Origin of the sequence: Chelatococcus caeni (assembly GCF_014196925.1) — a bacterium.
GTDB lineage: Bacteria > Pseudomonadota > Alphaproteobacteria > Rhizobiales > Beijerinckiaceae > Chelatococcus_A > Chelatococcus_A caeni.
Genome location: NZ_JACIEN010000003.1, coordinates 175,989 through 192,207 on the forward strand (window position 1 = coordinate 175,989; position 16,219 = coordinate 192,207).

General features: G+C 69.7%; 15 protein-coding genes. 1 reads left to right on the forward strand and 14 read right to left on the reverse strand.

Annotated elements, in window-relative coordinates; all coding sequences use genetic code 11:
* Positions 1 to 9: 9 nt before the first annotated feature.
* From GGR16_RS26250 to GGR16_RS13825, 12 genes are all read right to left on the reverse strand, one after another.
* Positions 10 to 606, reverse strand: coding sequence for a nucleotidyltransferase family protein (locus GGR16_RS26250; RefSeq protein ID WP_246373075.1), 597 nt, complete (start codon positions 604 to 606; stop codon positions 10 to 12).
* Positions 603 to 1,640 carry a molybdopterin-binding protein gene (locus tag GGR16_RS26255; RefSeq protein ID WP_246373077.1) on the reverse strand — a complete coding sequence of 346 codons (1,038 nt, stop codon included), beginning with the start codon at positions 1,638 to 1,640 and terminating at the stop codon, positions 603 to 605. Before GGR16_RS26255 ends, GGR16_RS26250 begins: the two co-directional genes overlap by 4 nt.
* Complete coding sequence (locus GGR16_RS13780) at positions 1,637 to 2,323, reverse strand: XdhC family protein (RefSeq protein WP_183316976.1); 687 nt, start codon at positions 2,321 to 2,323, stop codon at positions 1,637 to 1,639. Before GGR16_RS13780 ends, GGR16_RS26255 begins: the two co-directional genes overlap by 4 nt.
* Positions 2,324 to 2,343: 20 nt before the next feature.
* Positions 2,344 to 2,973 carry a LysE family translocator gene (locus tag GGR16_RS13785; protein ID WP_055457322.1) on the reverse strand — a complete coding sequence of 210 codons (630 nt, stop codon included), beginning with the start codon at positions 2,971 to 2,973 and terminating at the stop codon, positions 2,344 to 2,346.
* A gap of 25 nt (positions 2,974 to 2,998) precedes the next feature.
* Entirely contained in the window at positions 2,999 to 3,322 is a 324-nt protein-coding gene (locus tag GGR16_RS13790) for an XdhC family protein (RefSeq protein ID WP_019400496.1), read from the reverse strand.
* Positions 3,323 to 3,345: 23 nt separating this feature from the next.
* The gene (locus GGR16_RS13795) at positions 3,346 to 4,560 is read right to left on the reverse strand and encodes a vWA domain-containing protein (RefSeq protein WP_246373078.1); all 1,215 of its coding nucleotides are present in this window, start codon (positions 4,558 to 4,560) and stop codon (positions 3,346 to 3,348) included.
* A 104-nt stretch (positions 4,561 to 4,664) separates the two neighbouring features.
* Positions 4,665 to 5,588: an AAA family ATPase gene (locus GGR16_RS13800; protein WP_053193132.1), complete on the reverse strand. Its 924-nt coding sequence runs from the start codon at positions 5,586 to 5,588 to the stop codon at positions 4,665 to 4,667.
* 814 nt (positions 5,589 to 6,402) lie between these two features.
* Positions 6,403 to 7,209, reverse strand: coding sequence for an FAD binding domain-containing protein (locus GGR16_RS13805; RefSeq protein WP_183316977.1), 807 nt, complete (start codon positions 7,207 to 7,209; stop codon positions 6,403 to 6,405).
* 62 nt (positions 7,210 to 7,271) lie between these two features.
* Positions 7,272 to 9,644, reverse strand: coding sequence for a xanthine dehydrogenase family protein molybdopterin-binding subunit (locus tag GGR16_RS13810; protein ID WP_183316978.1), 2,373 nt, complete (start codon positions 9,642 to 9,644; stop codon positions 7,272 to 7,274).
* 114 nt (positions 9,645 to 9,758) lie between these two features.
* Positions 9,759 to 10,253 (reverse strand): (2Fe-2S)-binding protein, encoded by a 495-nt coding sequence (locus GGR16_RS13815; RefSeq protein WP_019401926.1) that lies wholly within the window; start codon positions 10,251 to 10,253, stop codon positions 9,759 to 9,761.
* Between the two features lie 293 nt (positions 10,254 to 10,546).
* Positions 10,547 to 12,772 carry a hypothetical protein gene (locus tag GGR16_RS13820; RefSeq protein ID WP_183316979.1) on the reverse strand — a complete coding sequence of 742 codons (2,226 nt, stop codon included), beginning with the start codon at positions 12,770 to 12,772 and terminating at the stop codon, positions 10,547 to 10,549.
* Positions 12,773 to 13,012: 240 nt separating this feature from the next.
* On the reverse strand, positions 13,013 to 13,471 hold the full coding sequence (locus GGR16_RS13825) for an SRPBCC family protein (protein ID WP_055457327.1): 459 nt from the start codon (positions 13,469 to 13,471) through the stop codon (positions 13,013 to 13,015).
* 191 nt (positions 13,472 to 13,662) lie between these two features.
* Between GGR16_RS13825 and pcaD the strand changes: the two genes are divergently transcribed.
* The gene (gene pcaD / locus GGR16_RS13830) at positions 13,663 to 14,442 is read left to right on the forward strand and encodes a 3-oxoadipate enol-lactonase (RefSeq protein WP_183316980.1); all 780 of its coding nucleotides are present in this window, start codon (positions 13,663 to 13,665) and stop codon (positions 14,440 to 14,442) included.
* A 5-nt stretch (positions 14,443 to 14,447) separates the two neighbouring features.
* On the opposite strand, the gene GGR16_RS13835 is transcribed toward pcaD, so the two are convergent.
* Complete coding sequence (locus GGR16_RS13835; RefSeq protein ID WP_019401710.1) at positions 14,448 to 14,984, reverse strand: flavin reductase; 537 nt, start codon at positions 14,982 to 14,984, stop codon at positions 14,448 to 14,450.
* Between the two features lie 84 nt (positions 14,985 to 15,068).
* Positions 15,069 to 15,800: a GntR family transcriptional regulator gene (locus GGR16_RS13840; protein WP_183316981.1), complete on the reverse strand. Its 732-nt coding sequence runs from the start codon at positions 15,798 to 15,800 to the stop codon at positions 15,069 to 15,071.
* Positions 15,801 to 16,219 lie beyond the last annotated feature (419 nt).

Genomic DNA, 16,219 nt, shown 5'->3' on the forward strand with positions numbered 1-16,219 from the left:
CAGGTCCCGTTACCTGCCTTCGGCGGCCGCCAATCCGGCCAGCGCCTCGGGCGTGTCGATGTCGATGGCGACGGCGGGATCATCCATCGCCACACTCATGACATCGCTGCGGCCGGCGAACAGCCGGCGCGCACCCTCATCGCCCTTGAGCTGCATCACGTCGGCGAAGAGCCGGCGCGCGAGCAGCACCGGATTGCCCGGCTGCCCCTGCCAGCTCGGCGCCACGGCGGCGACCTGCGGCGCCTCCGCGAAGAGGGCGATCAGCCTGTCGATGGCGGCGGCGCCGACGCGCGGCATGTCGCCGAGGAGCACGACGGCCGCCTCCGCTTCATCCGGCACCGCCGCGAGGCCGCAGCGCAGCGAAGAGGCGATGCCGCTCGCATGGTCCGCGTTGCGCACGACCGTGACGCCCTGCGGCAGCACGGCCTCGACCTCGTCGGCCTCGTGCCCCGTCACGACGATGACCGGACGGGCGCGCGAGGCGAGCGCGGCGGCGACGGCATGCGCCACCATGGGCTCGCCATCGACCGGGCACAGCAGCTTGTTCGCCGCGCCCATGCGGGTGGAGCGGCCGGCCGCGAGCACGATGGCCGCCACAGGGCTCATGCGCCGTTGTCCTCGGGCTGCGGCTCGCCGCCCTCGCGCGGCTGCGGCCGCGAGACGATCTCCATCAGCAGGCCGCCGACGCCGAGCCGCATGATGTCGGCGGAGGTGACGGAGAGGCCGGCGAGCAGGCGGTGCAGCACCCAGTCGAAGCCGTTCTCCTTCGGCGAGCGGGCGCAGCCCGGTGCGCCGAGGACGGGCTTGCCGGCAAGCCGGCCGACGAGCAGCAGGTTGCCGGGGTCGACCGGCATGCCGAGATGGTCGACCATCCCGCCGGCGCCGGTGATCGCTGCCGGCACCACGTCGCGCCGGTCGGCGACGGCCGATGCGCCGAAGACGATGACCATGTCGATGTCCGGCCGCTCGGCGACGGCGGTCACGGTCTCGCGCAGCGCCGCCTCGTCATGCGCCACGCGCTCGTCCGATGCGACGACGGCCCCGGTGGGCGCCAGCCGCCCGGCGAGGACGCGCAGCGTCTTGTCGATGACGCTCTCCTTGAGCCCCGGCAGGCGCGTGGAGATGACGCCGACGGCGGTCAGCCGATAGGGCAGCACCTTGAGGATCGGCGCGATGTGGCGCGCGGCGGCCTCGGCCCGCTCCAGGAGGTTGCCGGAAATCGCATAGGGAATGATCTTGACCGTCGCCAGCATCTCGCCCGCCACCACGGGCTTCAAGGCGGGCAGCGTCGCCAGCGTCACCTCCTCGCTGACCGCATTGATGGCATCGACCCCCTCGGCCTCGACGACGAAGACGCCCGGCCATTCGGCGAAGAGGTTGGACCGGCCGGTGAAGGGATGCTCGACACGCACCCCCTCCCCGGCGACCACGCAGGCGAGCCTGTGGGCCGCCTCGTCCTCGCCGACGTCACCGGGCTCCATCATCGCGACCGTCAGGGACGAAACGCCGGCGGCCGCGAGGCGCTGCGCGTCCTCCCGCGTCAGGCGATGCCCCTTGCGGATCACGACATCGCCGGCACGCACGCTGTGGGCGGCGACGGCACCGACCGCCTCGGCGACGGGAAGCGGGCCGAACCTCATGCCCCGTCCCCCTGCCTGAGGCTCGCCACCACCTCGGCGAGGATGGCGAGCGCGATCTCCGCCGGGCTGACAGCGCCGATGGACAGGCCGATGGGGGCGTGGATGCGCCCGATGTCGGCGGGGGTGAACCCGGCCTCTGTCAGCCGCTCGACACGCCGGGCATGCGTCTTCCGCGAGCCGAGCGCGCCGATGTAGAAGCAGTCGCTGCGCAGCGCCGCCGACAGCGCCGGGTCGTCGATCTTCGGATCATGCGTCAGGGCGACGAAGGCCGTGTAGCGGTCGAGCCCGATCCGGGGCAGGGCTTCGTCAGGCCATTCCGGCACGAGACGGACATTGGGGAAGCGTTCCGGCGTCGCGAAGGCGGTGCGCGGATCGATGATCACCGCGTCGAGCCCGAGCTGGCGCGCCATCGGCACCATCGCCTGGCTGATGTGCACGGCGCCGGTGATGACGAGGCGAATGGGCGGCGCCTGCACCGTCAGGAACAGACGGCGCCCTCCGCTCTCCACCATGCCGCTCTTGCCCGAGCGCAGCTGCGCGAGGAGGAGCGGCGCCAGCGGATCCTCGCCGAGCGCCGCCTCGACCACCAGCCGCTGCTCGCCGCTGTCGAGGTCGCTCACCAGCACGCAGGCGCGCCGCGCGGCGCGTTCCGCGTTCATCGCCGCCAGTATGTCGAGCTTCATGCCGTCCGCCCTTCAGCCCCTCAACTCTTGTCCGTCGCCAGCTTGACGCCGAGCCCGACCAGCAGCGAGCCGCCCGCGATCCGCGTCAGTCTTTCGCCCCAGCCGCCCCGCCCGAGGCGCCGCATCACCGCCGAGGCCGTCAGCACGACCGCGATATCCGCCGAGGAGAAGGCGAAATTGACGATCGTGCCGAGGATGAGCAGCTGCTGCCAGACCGGCAGCCCCGCCCCGGCATCGACGAACTGCGGCAGGAAGGCGAGGAAGAACAGCGCCGCCTTGGGGTTGAGCACCTCCACCATGACGCTTTCGGCAAAGGCCCGGCGGGCCGATTTCGGTGCCGCCGCCTCCGACGCCCCGGCGTCTGCCTTCTGCAGGATCATCCTGAGGCCGAGCCAGACGAGATAGGCGGCGCCGAGCACCTTGATGACCGTGAAGGCGACGGGCACGAGCGCGAGCAGCGCCGACAGGCCGAAGGCCGTCGCCAGCACATGCGCATAGCAGCCGAGATGGATGCCGAGCGCCGCCATGAAGCCGGCGCGCCGGCCGCGCGCGAAGGTCTGCGCCGCGGCATAGAGCATCGCCGGCCCCGGCATATAGGCGAAGACCGCGGTCGCTGCGGCAAAGGCGATGAGTGTTTCGATCGGCGGCATGTTCCCTTCCCCTGCTGCCAGCCCGTCAATCGAGCGGTTCGAGATACACCCTGATGCGCCCGCCGCAGGACAGGCCCACTTTCCAGGCCGTCTCGTCGGCGACGCCGAATTCCAGCATGCGCGGGCTGCCCTCGTCGATGACCTCGAGCGCCTCGGTCACCACCGCGCCCTCGACGCAGCCGCCGGAGACGGAGCCGAGGAAATTGCCCTCCCCGTCGATGACGAGATGGCTGCCGACCGGCCGCGGCGCCGAGCCCCAGGTCTCGACCACCGTGGCGATGGCGACCTCGCGGCCCTCGTGCTTCCACTTCTCCGCCTGTTTCAGGATGTCTTCCTCGTTCGCGAACATCGGTTCGTCCCTTTCCGGCGGCCTCAGGCCGCCGCCAGCCAGCGCCGCGGATCCTCCGCCCGGCGCGCCGGCCCGGCGAGCGCCGCGCAGAGCTCTTCCATGGCGGCAAGATTATGCAGCGTCCTGAAATCGTCCACATGCGGCAGCATGGCCCTGATGCCGCGCGCCCGCGCCTCGAACCCGTCGAAGCGCAGGAGCGGATTGAGCCACACCAGCCGGCGGCAGGAGCGGTGCAGCCGGTCCATCTCGAAGGGGAGATCGTCGGCCACGTCACGTTCCAGCCCGTCGGTGAACAGGAGAACGACCGCGCCCTGCCCCAGCACGCGCCGCGACCAGTGCCGGTTGAAGGCCGCGAGCGAGGTGGCGATGCGCGTGCCGCCCTCCCAGTCGCGCACCAGCGCGCCGGCCCGCGCCAGCGCCTCGTCCGGGTCGCGCGCCTTGAGCTCGCGCGTGATGTTGGTGAGCCGCGTGCCGAAGACGAAGCTCGTCACCCGCCGGCGGCTCTCGGTGAGCGCATGCAGGAAATGCAGGAAGATGCGGCTGTACTCGGCCATCGAGCCCGAGATGTCGACCAGCGCCACCACCGGCGGGTGCTTCTCGGCCCGCTCGCGCATGGCGAGCTCGATGAGGCCGCCGCCGGCCCGCAAGGTGCGGCGCAGGCTCCGGCGCGCGTCGATGCGACTGCCGTGCGGATCGGCGATATAGCGGCGCGTCTTCACCCGGTCGGCCGGCAGGCGCAGCCTGGCGATGAGTTGGCGGGCGCGGGCGATCTCGGCCGCGCTCATCTGGGCGAAGTCCTTGGCCCGCAGCACCTCACGATCGGAGACGGTGAGACGGGCGGAGAACTCGACCTCCTCGCGCACCTCTTCGGGCGGGCGGACCGGCGGGGCCATGGCATCGGCGATACGCGCCGCGCCCGGCGGCGGCTTGTCCTCGGCCGAGCTTCCCGGCGCGATGGGGCTCATCATGGCGATGAGCTTCTCGACGAGGGCCCGCCGGCGCCAGAAGAGGCGGAAGGCCTGGTCGAAGAGCGCGCTGTGCTCGTGCTTCTTCACGAAGACGGCATGCAGGATCCAGTAGAAGTCCTCGCGTCCGCCGATGCCGGCGGCGGCCACGGCATGGACGGCATCGACGACGCTGCCCGGCCCGACCGGCAGGCCGGCGGCGCGCAGTGCCCGGGCGAAATAGGCAATGTTCTCGGTGAGCTTGCCGTCCATGGCGGCATCGATCCCCTGCATCCCGGTACCATATAGGCTCTCGTGCTGCGATGCACGAGCCGCCGCCGGCTGCCCGCCCCTCGACTCAAGGGAAGGTGATCGGCGCTTCCTTGCCGCAGCGCCCGCTACTCCGCCGCCCTCAGGTCGGCGTGCACGGCATCGAGCATCTCCTTGACCTTCGAGCCCTGCAGCTTCTGGATGTCGTCCTGGTATTTCAGAAGCACGCCGAGGGTGTCGGAGACGATGGCCGGATCGAGCGCCACGGCGTCGAGCTCGACGAGCGCCGTCGCCCAGTCGAGCGTCTCGGCGACGCCTGGCACCTTGAACACCTCCTCGCGCCGGAGCGCCTGCACGAAGGCCACCACCTCCTTCGACAGGCGGGCCGGCGCCTGCGGCACCTTGGCCTTGAGGATGGCGAGCTCGCGCACCGCCGTCGGATAGTCGACCCAGTGGTAGAGGCAGCGCCGCTTCAGGGCGTCGTGGATCTCGCGCGTGCGGTTGGAGGTGATGACGACGATGGGCGGGCGCTCCGCCCGGATGGTGCCGAGCTCCGGCACCGTGACCTGGGAATCCGCCAGCACCTCGAGGAGAAAGGCCTCGAAGGCCTCGTCCGCCCGGTCGAGCTCGTCGATGAGGAGCACCGGCGGGCCCGCGGTGTCGCCCTCGAGCGCCTGCAGCAGCGGCCGGCGCAGCAGGTAGCGCTCGGAGAAGATGTCGTGCTCGAGCTGCTCGCGGTCGACGGTGCCCGCCGCCTCGGCGAGGCGGATCGCCATCATCTGCGCCGCATAGCTCCATTCGTAGACGGCGGAGGCGACGTCGAGCCCCTCGTAGCACTGCAGCCGCACCAGCCGGCGGCCGAGCGAGGCCGCGAGCACCTTGGCGATTTCGGTCTTGCCCACGCCCGCCTCACCCTCGAGGAAGAGCGGCCGCTCCATCTTCAGCGCCAGGAACAGCACCGTCGCAAGCGGCCTGTCGCTGACATAGCCGGCCGATTTGAGGAGCTTGACCGTCTCGTCGATGGAGGTGGGGAGCTGAAGGGGCTGGGTCATGCGGTCCTTCGTGAATGGGTGATCGGAGCGCAGGTTACGCACAGCCGCAGAGAGAAGAAAGCCGGAAGCCGCCCGTAATCGCCCACGCGGCTTCCCGCGGCCATGGCCGGACGTGGCCGGACATGGCCGGACATGGCGCACGGCCTCTCCGCCCGTCATGGCCAGCGCGTAGCGCACAACCTCCCCGCCCGTCATGGCCGGGCTTGTCCCGGCCATCCACGTCCTGCAACCGGGTGCCCGCGGCGCGGCGTGGATGCCCGCGACGAGCGCGGGCATGACGGCTGGGGAGCGGCGTGCCGGTGTCATGGCCGGGCGTGGCGCACGGCCTCTCCACCCGTCATGGCCCGGCGTAGCGCATACCCTCCCCGCTTGTCATGGCCGGCATGGCGCAGACCCTCCCCGTCCGTCATCGCCGGGCGTAGCGCACAACCTCTCCACCGTCATGGCCGGGCTTGTCCCGGCCATCCACGTCCTGCAACCGGGTGCCGGCTGCACCGCGTGGATGCCCGCGACGAGCGCGGGCATGACGGCCGGGGAGCGGCGTGCCGGTGTCATCGCCGGGCGTGGCGCACGGCCTCTCCACCCGTCATGGCCCGGCGTAGCGCAGCCCCTCCCCGCTTGTCATGGCCGGCATGGCGCAGACCCTCCCCGCTCGTCATGGCCGGGCTTGTCCCGGCCATCCACGTCCTGCAACCGGGTGCCCGGCGGCACCGCGTGGATGCCCGCGACGAGCGCGGGCATGACGGCCGAGAAGGCCGGGCATGACAAGAGGAGGGCGCGTCCTTTCAGAAAGCGCGACAGCTCTGCCCCGCCGTCACCCCCGGTTCGTCGCCTTCGCCACCGCCCGGCGGGCCATGACGCCGATGAGGTGGGCGCGGTATTCCGCATCCGCATGGATGTCGCTGTTGAGCCCGTCGGCCGGCACTGTCACGCCTTCGAGGGACTTCGGCGAGAAGCGCTTCTTCAGCGCCTCCTCCATCGTCGGCACGCGGAAGACGCCGTCGGCGCCCGCTCCCGTCACCGCGACGCGGATGTCGCTGCCGCGCTTGGCGACGAAGACGCCGACGAGCGCGTAGCGCGAGGCGGGGTTGGGGAACTTCTCATAGGCCGCCTTGCCGACGAGGGGGAACGAGATCTTCGTCACGATCTCCCCCTCCTCCAGCGCCGTCTCGAACAGCCCCGTGAAGAACTCCTCGGCCGGGATTTTGCGCTTGTTGGTGACGATGGTCGCCCCGAGCGCAAGGCACGCCGCCGGGTAATCCGCCGCCGGGTCGTTGTTGGCGATGGAGCCGCCGATGGTGCCGCGGTTGCGCACATGCGGGTCGCCGATGCCCTCGGCGAGCTCGCAGAGCGCCGGCAGCGCCTCCCGCACCACGGGCGAGGCGGCGACGGCCGCGTGCCGCGTCATGGCGCCGATGACGAGCGAGCGGCCCTTGAGCTCGATGCCCGACAGCTCCGCGACGGCGTTGAGATCGATGATGGCCGAAGGCGCAGCGAGCCGCTGCTTCATGGTCGGCAGCAGCGTGTGGCCGCCGGCGAGCAGCTTGGCGTCCTCGTTCTTCGCCAGCATGTTGGCCGCCTGCCTCAGGCTCGTCGGCCGGTGGTAGTCGAAGGCGTACATGGGTTTCTCCCCGTTCCGATATCCCCGCCGCCGGGCGGCGGGGCCTGTCCCGATCCTGAGGCCTATTCCGCCGCCATGCGCATCGGCGCCTTGCGGCAGGCGCGCCAGACGGCCTGCGGCGTCGCCGGCATGGCGATGTCCTCATGGCCGACCGCATCCGTGATGGCATTGACGACGGCGGCCGGGGCGGCGATGGCGCCCGCCTCGCCGCAACCCTTGATGCCGAGCGGGTTCGACGGGCACGGCGTCGACGTCATGCCCACGTTGAACGACGGCAGGTCGTCAGCGCGCGGCATGCAGTAGTCCATGAAGCTCGCCGTCACGAGCTGGCCGTCCTTGTCGTAGCGCGCACCCTCGAGCAGCGCCTGGCCGACGCCCTGGGCGATGCCGCCGTGCACCTGGCCCTCGACGATCATCGGGTTGATGACGACGCCGAAATCGTCCACCGCCGTCCAGCGCTCGATGCGCGTGATGCCCGTCTGCGGGTCGACCTCGACCTCGCAGATGTGCACGCCCGCCGGGAAGGTGAAGTTGGTCGGGTCGTAGAACGCCCCCTCCTTCAGCCCCGGCTCCAGCTCCTGGCCCGAGAACTTGTGGGCGATATAGGCCTGCAGCGCCACGTCGCCGAAGCCGAGCGCCTTGTCCGTGCCGGCGACGGAGAACTTGCCGTCCTTGAACTCGATGTCGCCTTCCGCGGCCTCGAGCACGTGGGCGGCCACCTTCTTGCCCTTGGCGACGACCTTGTCGAGCGCCTTGACGATGGCCGACATGCCCACCGCGCCGGAGCGCGAGCCATAGGTGCCCATGCCGAACTGCACCTTGTCGGTATCGCCGTGCACCACCGTCACCTGGTCGATGGAGATGCCGAGCCTGTCCGATACCAGCTGGGCGAAGGTCGTCTCGTGGCCCTGGCCGTGGCTGTGCGAGCCGGTCAGCACCTCGACGGAGCCGGTCGGGTTGACGCGCACCTCGGCCGATTCCCACAGGCCGACGCCCGCGCCGAGCGAGCCCACCGCCTGCGAGGGGGCGATGCCGCAGGCCTCGATGTAGGACGAGAAGCCGATGCCGCGCAGCTTGCCGCGCCGCGCGCTCTCGCGCTTGCGCCTGCCGAAGTTCTTGTAGTCGGCGAGCTCCAGCGCCTTCTGCAGCGAGGCGTGATAATCGCCGACGTCATAGTTCATGATGACCGGCGTCTGGTGCGGGAACTTCTTGATGTAGTTGCGCTTGCGGAACTGCGCCGGGTCTATGCCGAGCTCCCGCGCCGCCACCTCCATGAGGCGCTCGATGACGAAGGTCGCTTCCGGCCGGCCTGCACCGCGATAGGCATCGACCGGCGCAGTGTTGGTGTAGACACCATCCACCTCGCAGTAGATCGCCGGGATGTCGTACTGCCCGGACAGCAGCGGGGCATAGAGATAGGTCGGCACCGAAGAGGCGAAGGTGGAGAGATAGGCACCGAGATTGGCGGTGGTCTTCACCCGAAGGCCGAGGATCCTGCCCTTGTCGTCCGTGGCGAGCTCGGCATGGGAGACGTGGTCGCGTCCATGCGCGTCGGCGAGGAAGGCCTCGGTGCGCTCGGCCGTCCACTTCACCGGCCGCCCGACCTTCTTCGCCGCCCAGATGCAGACCGTCTCCTCGGCATAGATGAAGATCTTGGAGCCGAAGCCGCCGCCGACATCCGGCGCGATGACGCGCAGCTTGTGCTCGGGCGCGATGCCGACGAAGGCCGAGAGCACGAGCCGCGCCACATGCGGGTTCTGGCTCGTGGTGTAGAGCGTATAGCCGTCCGTGCCCGGATCGTAGTCGCCGATCGCCGCCCGCGGCTCGAGCGCGTTGGGGACGAGCCGGTTGTTGACGAGGTCGATCGTCGTGACGTGCCTGGCCCCCTTGAAGGCCGCATCGGTGGCGGCCTTGTCGCCGAGATGCCAGGCGAAGACCGTGTTGTCCGGCGCCACCTCGTGCACCGGCTCGGCGCCCTTCATCGCCTTCTGCGCCGCCGCGGGATCGACGACGGCGGGGAGCACCTCGTAGTCGACCTCGACGGCCTCGGCCGCATCCTTCGCCTCGGCGAGGCTCTCGGCGATCACGACGGCCACATGGTCGCCGACATAGCGCACCTTGCCCTGCGCCAGCGCCGGATGCGGCCCCGCCTTCATCGGCGTGCCGTCCTTGGAATGGATCATCCAGCCGCAGATCAGCCCGCCGACGTTGTCCTTGGCGAGATCCTCGCCCGTCAGCACGGCGACGACGCCCGGCATCGCCGCCGCTTTCGCGGTGTCGATCGAGCGGATCTTCGCGTGGGCGTGGGGAGAGCGCAGGAAATAGGCGTAGGTCTGGCCCGGGCGCGACAGGTCGTCGGTATATTGGCCGCGGCCGGTGATGAAACGCTGGTCTTCCTTGCGGCGCACGGCAGCGCCAATATGCGTCACGGACATCGTTTCCTCCCAGAAACTGCAGCGCGCGGCACAGGCTCTCGGACGGCCGGCTCGACGCGCGATCCGTTGGTCCGGCCGCGGACGGAGCCTCGCTCCGCCGGGCCGTTGGGCACGCTATTCGGCGGCCTGCTGCAGCGATGTCGTTCCCATCGCCGCCGCGCCGGCGGCGACGGCCTTGACGATGTTGTGATAGCCGGTGCAGCGGCAGATGTTGCCCTCGAGCTCCTCGCGGATGGTGTGCTCGGCAAGGTCGTGCCCGCACCTGTTCACGATGTCGATGGCGGCCATGATCATGCCCGGCGTGCAGAAGCCGCACTGCAGGCCGTGGTTGTCGCGGAAGGCCTCCTGCATGGGGTGCAGCTTGCCGCCGGCGGCGAGGCCCTCGATCGTCGTGACCGATGCGCCCTCGCAGCTGACCGCGAGCGTGGTGCAGCTCTTGACCGCGACGCCGTCGAGATGGACGACGCAGGCGCCGCACTGGCTGGTGTCGCAGCCCACATGCGTGCCGGTGAGCTTCAGGTTTTCGCGCAGGAACTGTACGAGCAGCGTGCGCGGCTCGACGTCCGCGCTCACGGTCTTGCCGTTCACCGTCATCGTCACGGTGGTCATTCGGAACCCTCCCCTTAGGCGCGCACGGGCGTGCGGCTCGTTGCGATGGTCGCTTACGGCGACATCGGACACGGGATACCAGGATCGAGACCCCTACCCTGGAACTGGTCGAAATCCAGTCTGAACCGGCCGGAATCGGGGGTCAAGCGCTGAATGAGAACCGGCGGATCGTCGTTTTTCGCGCTTTGCGCCGCAAAATTTTCGCGATAGCGGCGTCTGGTGCGAAGTACGTCGGCGGACGCGGCGGTGCCGCGTCGCGCCCTTCGGTACCCGCGCAGGGAGCGACCCAAGCGTCAGCCCTTGCGCTGCCGCGTGACGTGGTATCGCGTCACCCTCGCCTTCCTGTAGATGCCGCTCTTCCTGTCGATGACCTTGTAGATCTCCACGGTCTTCTTGGCGACACCGTACCAGCGCGGGCTGGACAGGATGATCGACCCCTCGAACGCATCGGTCGGCCCGACGGCCTTGAGCGGGTGGAAGGCCGACCGGGCGGCCTGCGGCGTGTTGAAATCCCTGTACTTGATCAGCGTGCGCCTGGCTGCGTCATGGAGCGTCCGCGCCCAGGCCTCCTCCGTGTCGATGAGGGCGCCCGAGAAGCCGAACTCGCTGAACTGCCCCGCGGTCACGTCGACCGCGTATTCGACGCCGTCCTTCTTCGCGAGGACAAGGAAGTGGTTCTTGGGGGCGTCGATATTCGCGTTGCTCCACAGATACATGCCGCGGACGCGCGTTTCGTAGCCTGCTCCCTTCAGCGCGGCGATGACGGGTTCGAGCGCCGCTTCGCAGCCCTCCTTCGGGCAGGACAGGAATTTCTGGATCTGCCGGTCGCCCTTCACCAGAGCCCCGATCTCCTTCAGGTCCTTCGTGACGGACGGCGAGCGCAGCTCCTGCGCCCCGGCACGGAAGGTCCTGACGACTTCGCTCGAGGCGTGCTTCAACCGGCCCGACCGGACCGACCCCAGGCCGGTCGACAGGCCCGACGCCTTCCCGCTGCGGCCGCCCGGTCCCGCCCGCCTGCCAAGAGCATCCCCGACGGCGTCGGCGGCCCCTTTCAGCGCCGACTTGCCCTTGCCGAAGGCCTTTCGCACGCCCTTGGTGAGGGTTTGCGCTCCCCCCTTGATGACGCGCCCTCCGGCGAGGACCAGGGTCTCGAGCCCGGCGGACTTCAGCGCCTCCTTGATCTCGCCGTCGCTCAGCTCCCGGCCCGCTTCGTAGTAGGGCAGGATGGCGCTGCGTGCCAGATGAATGGCGGCTTCGAGATCGGTCTCGCCGAACGCCTCGTCCTTCAGGGGCAGGATGGCATGTGAGACGATGTCGAGGGCGCTTTCCTGCACGGCACTGTTGGCATCGAGCCCCTCCTTGTGAGGGCGTGCGGAATACGAAGCGGCCGGCAGCATCGTGTTCTGCACACCTGCCTCGAAGAACAGATCGGCATGTTGAGCGAGCCAGGCGTTACGGCCGGCCTCATCCGCGGGAACCGGGGCGACGAGGCCGCACAGCTTGTTCGACAGCGCGAAATAACGCGGCTCGCCGCCTTGGGTGATCTTCAGAAGATAGCCCTGCTGGCCCTGGGGATAGAGCATCTCGAAATGCCCGCCCTTGCTGGCCATCACCCGGCCGTGCACGGTGAGGATGGACGCGTCGTCGCCTGCTGCGATGCCCATCTGCGACAGCTTGTCGGACACCGCCTCGGAGAAGGAGGCCGCGACCTCGCCGACGTACTCGGAAAACCGCTGATCGAAGAGCTTGTTCAGATCCGGAAGCTTCTTGATCTCGTCGGGCACGTCCCGATGGAAGAACGGAAACACCGATATCTGGTCGTCGAGGTAGACATCGATCCGGCTCATCTTGGCGGGGATGCTCGCGCCGCCGACGCCGAGCGGCATATGGTCGGTGACGCTCACCTCCTCGTGCGGGTCGTGCCCCTCCCGCCGGATCACCTCCTCGCCGACGCCGCGTCGGCTGGGCGGAGCCTGTATGGCGTCGTGGATCTGCTTGCTGTGGCCGTCCTTGCATTTCACCGAGGCCGTCGCGGCCGTGCGCGCCGGCCCGGCAGCCCTCGGATGGCGGGATGCCGGGCTCGGCCGCAGACCGGGAACGACGGGGTGCGGCGGCCCGCCGCCGGCAGGGGCAGGACCGGATGGAGGCACGCCCGCAGGTCGTGCCGGCGCCGGCGAAAGGGCGGTGGCGTTCCTGGCCGCCTGTGTCGCCCCGCTGCCGCGGCCATCCCGCTGCGGCTGCAGGTTCGGCCGGGGACCGCCATGGGGCATCCGCTCGCCCCGCGTGCGGAGAACCTGCTCCGCATTGGCCCCGTACTCGACGGCCAGCAGGATCGCGGCGACAAGAGCCAGGCCCGGCGCGCCGGGCGAACCGGGCAGCGGCGGCCTGCCGTGCCGCTGGGGTCGCCCGTGCTCGGCCACCCATTGCGCGCTCGTCCCGACGGCGCGCCGCTGCTGGTCGAAATCCTCCGCCCGTGTCTTGCCGGCGACGGGCGGGCGAAACGATGAGACTCGGCCCATCTGAAAACCCTCGAATGAATGAATGACTTAAAAAATAATCCGCCCTTGTCCGGCATCCGGTTTCGCGGTGCCAGCAGGCAGACGGTCAATTCACAGTTCCGATGGGTTTGCCGGTCCCGATGCGCCCGGATGGCGACGGCCCGGGGCGGGATCACGTCGCGGTGCCGCAGGAAATCGTGAGATGTCGCTGGATGCGGCGGGCGGAGCTCGCCTCCCGCCGCGCGTCGCTCGCACGGCCTGTCAGGCCGCCTCCTCCGCTCCCACCACCTTGGCGAAATTGGCGAAGAACTCGTCGGCGTATTTCTTGGCGACGCCGTTGATCAGCCGGCCACCGAGCTGGGCGAGCTTGCCGCCGATCTGCGCCTCGACGTCATAGGTCAGCTTCGTGCCCTCCGGCACGTCGGCGAGCTGCACCTTGGCCCCGCCCTTGGCGAAGCCGGCGACGCCCCCCTCGCCTTCGCCGGTGATGGTATAGCCGTTCGGCGCGTCGATGTCCGAGAGCACGACCTTGCCCTTGAAGGTCGCCTTCACCGGCCCGACCTTCACCTTCGCCACCGCGCGGAAGCCGTTGTCCTCCGTCCGCTCCAGCTCCTCGCAGCCCGGGATGCAGGCCTTGAGCACCTCCGGATCGTTGAGCTTCTCCCAGACCGTGGCCCGGTCCGCCGGCAGGATGTTCTCGCCCGTCATCGTCATGGCCATGGGTTGCCTCCCTCGTCGTCATCGCCGCCTGGTGCGAGCGGGCCGGTTCGATGCCCTCCAATCTACGCAAGAACGCACGCGCGGCCAGCCCCTCAGAAGCATGACGGGCCGCCGTTGTCCCCTCTGCCCCCTTGCGCCGGTGGCGCAACCTGCGCGAGATGCAGGGGATCCAAGGAGGAGGAGCGGGATACATGACGATCATCGACATCGCCGGCGAGCCGTTCAACGTGCGCATGGACGGACCGGAAAACGCCCCGGTTCTCATGCTGTCCAACTCGCTGTCGTCCAACATGTCGATGTGGGACGCGCAGGTCCGCGCCTGGCAATCGCACTTCCGCATCCTGCGCTATGATTCGCGCGGGCACGGCGCCTCGGTCGCGCCGGACAGGCCCTATTCCATCGAAGAGCTCGGCCGCGATGCCCTGGCGATTCTCGACCATTTCGGCATCGCCAAGGCCCATTGGTGCGGCGTCTCGAAAGGCGGCATGGTCGGCATGTGGCTCATGACCCACGCGCCGGAGCGGCTCGGGCGGGTCGTCCTCGCCAATACGGCCGCGCACATGGGGCCGCCTGACCTTTGGAACGGCCGCATCCGCACCGCGCGGCACGGCGGCATGGCCGCCCTCGCGGATGCGACCGTCGAGCGCTGGTTCACGGCCGGCTTCCGCGGGCGAGCCCCGGAAACGACCGCCGCCATGCGCGAGATGATCCTGACGACGCCCGCCCACGGCTATGCCGGGTGCTGCGCCGCCATCCGCGACATGGACCAGCGCTGGACGATCCGCGCGGCGGAAAACCCCGTGCTGGTCGTCGTCGGCGCGCATGATCCGGCCACGCCGCCCGCCGCCGGCCGCCAGATCCACGAGGCCATCGCCGGCTCGTCGCTGGTGGCCCTCGATGCGGCGCATATCTCCAATGTCGAGGCGGAGGCCGAGTTCAGCAGGCTGGCGGGCGACTTTCTGCGCGGCTGAGGCCGTCACAGGGCGTGGTAGCGACGCCCCTTGTAGACGAGGCTGTCCCCCTCGGCGCCGATGGCGAGCGCCCGCACCTCGCCGATGAGGATGCGATGGGTCGCGGCATCGATCGTCTCGGTCAGGCGGCAATCCATGGCCGCCCTCGCGGTGACGAGGGCCGGCGCGCCCGTTTCCAGCCTCGTCCAGCCGCCGGACCGGAAGCGCTCGGCGCCGAACAGGCCGGTGCGGCCGGCGAAGACATCGGCGAGCGGCCCCTCGCCGCCGGCCAGCGTATTGACGCAGAAGACCCCGTTGGCCTCGAGGACCGGCAGGACCTGGCTGGCCCGGTTGAGGCACACCAGCACCGTCGGCGGCGCATCGGACACCGGCGCCACGGATGTTGCCGTGAAGCCCATGCGCCCGGCGGGACCGGCCGTCGTGACGACGTGCACGGCGCCGGGCACGCGGCTCATGGCCTCGCGAAACGCCTGCTCGGTCGGCGTCGCGGCATGGTCGTCATGCGTATCGCCGAATGCGTCGTCGATGAAAACCCGGTGCATCAAGGCCTCCTGCGGCCTTTTCATATGGCCCGGCGTGATCTGCGAAGCAACCGGAAGCAGGGGCGGAGACCGGGACGGGCCACGCTAGAGGCGGCTGACGGCCTCCTTGATGCTCTCGCGCACGTGGGCGATGAGAGCCTCCGCAGCCGCATCGGCGGCGGCGACCTCGGCCGCGCAGACGGCACGCAGCAGGTCCTCGTGCCGCTGCGCCGCGGGCAGGAGGTCGGACGCGCGCCGGAAGAACAGCCATGCCCGCCGCGCCATCGCCTGCAGCGGCATCAGCGCCCGAGCGGCATAGGGATTTCCCGACAGCTCCGCGAGCATCCTGTCGATCGCCTTGTCCGCCTCGACGAATCCGACGATGTCGCCCGTCCCGGCCGCCTCCGCCATCGCGGCCGCCAACTGCTCCGCCACGGCCGGTCCGCCGGCGGCGCTGGCCGCCCCGGCCTGCACGCCGGCCAGCCGCTCCGTCACCGCCCACGCGCCCCCGGCGACGCGGCGGGCGGCACTCACGGCCACCAGCCGCTCGATGCCGACACAGACATCGAGCGCCACGAGCACGTCGAGCGGATTGATCTCGGACACGGCAATGCCCTTGCGGGGAAAGACACGCACGAGCCCGTCGTAATGCAGCCGCTGCAGCGCCTCTCGCACCGGCGTGCGGCCGAAGCCGACGCGCTGCGACAGGTCGTTCTCGGTCAGGCGGGAGCCTGGAGGCAGATCGAGCCGCACGACCATGTCCTCGATGGCACGATAGGCCTGCTCGGCAAGCGACTGGGCCTCGGCACCGCAGGATGCACCTATATCATTGTCCACAGAACTCATCGTCAGAAACCTACGTTGGCGCCGCCCCCTCGCAGGGAGAAGAAGCAGGCAACACCACCGCCACAATAGATTTCTTGCGTACAATATATTTATTAACCGGGAAGCAATAAATATTTTATACTATATCGATAATATACAATACCGGCCAGCCTCATCGAATCATCATTGGAGTTCGCAGGCACCGGCACCGGGACGATCCGCCCGGGCGCTGGGCGGCCGGCATCGAAGCCACGCCGACTGCGGCGGAGCGAAGCCCGCGGCGCGCAATTTTTGGTCGCATGCCCGGGCGCCGACGGTGCATCCGTTGCTTTTTTGCCGGTCGCCCCGGCCTCGGCAATTGTCTTGACCGATCCCCGTTGCTAAGCACAGTGTTGTTCCGGTGGACTCTTTCCGCGCCGTGTTTTCGCCGA

Bases quoted from the DNA above. Each gene is read 5' to 3' on its own strand.
- GGR16_RS26255 (WP_246373077.1), bottom strand. From the start codon at position 1,640: ATGAGGTTCGGCCCGCTTCCCGTCGCCGAGGCGGTCGGTGCCGTCGCC.
- GGR16_RS13805 (WP_183316977.1), bottom strand. From the start codon at position 7,209: ATGTACGCCTTCGACTACCACCGGCCGACGAGCCTGAGGCAGGCGGCC.
- GGR16_RS26250 (WP_246373075.1), bottom strand. From the start codon at position 606: ATGAGCCCTGTGGCGGCCATCGTGCTCGCGGCCGGCCGCTCCACCCGC.
- GGR16_RS13795 (WP_246373078.1), bottom strand. From the start codon at position 4,560: ATGCAGGGGATCGATGCCGCCATGGACGGCAAGCTCACCGAGAACATT.
- GGR16_RS13785 (WP_055457322.1), bottom strand. From the start codon at position 2,973: ATGCCGCCGATCGAAACACTCATCGCCTTTGCCGCAGCGACCGCGGTC.
- GGR16_RS13800 (WP_053193132.1), bottom strand. From the start codon at position 5,588: ATGACCCAGCCCCTTCAGCTCCCCACCTCCATCGACGAGACGGTCAAG.
- GGR16_RS13815 (WP_019401926.1), bottom strand. From the start codon at position 10,253: ATGACCACCGTGACGATGACGGTGAACGGCAAGACCGTGAGCGCGGAC.
- GGR16_RS13810 (WP_183316978.1), bottom strand. From the start codon at position 9,644: ATGTCCGTGACGCATATTGGCGCTGCCGTGCGCCGCAAGGAAGACCAG.
- GGR16_RS13820 (WP_183316979.1), bottom strand. From the start codon at position 12,772: ATGGGCCGAGTCTCATCGTTTCGCCCGCCCGTCGCCGGCAAGACACGG.
- GGR16_RS13780 (WP_183316976.1), bottom strand. From the start codon at position 2,323: ATGAAGCTCGACATACTGGCGGCGATGAACGCGGAACGCGCCGCGCGG.
- GGR16_RS13825 (WP_055457327.1), bottom strand. From the start codon at position 13,471: ATGGCCATGACGATGACGGGCGAGAACATCCTGCCGGCGGACCGGGCC.
- GGR16_RS13835 (WP_019401710.1), bottom strand. From the start codon at position 14,984: ATGCACCGGGTTTTCATCGACGACGCATTCGGCGATACGCATGACGAC.
- pcaD (WP_183316980.1), top strand. From the start codon at position 13,663: ATGACGATCATCGACATCGCCGGCGAGCCGTTCAACGTGCGCATGGAC.
- GGR16_RS13790 (WP_019400496.1), bottom strand. From the start codon at position 3,322: ATGTTCGCGAACGAGGAAGACATCCTGAAACAGGCGGAGAAGTGGAAG.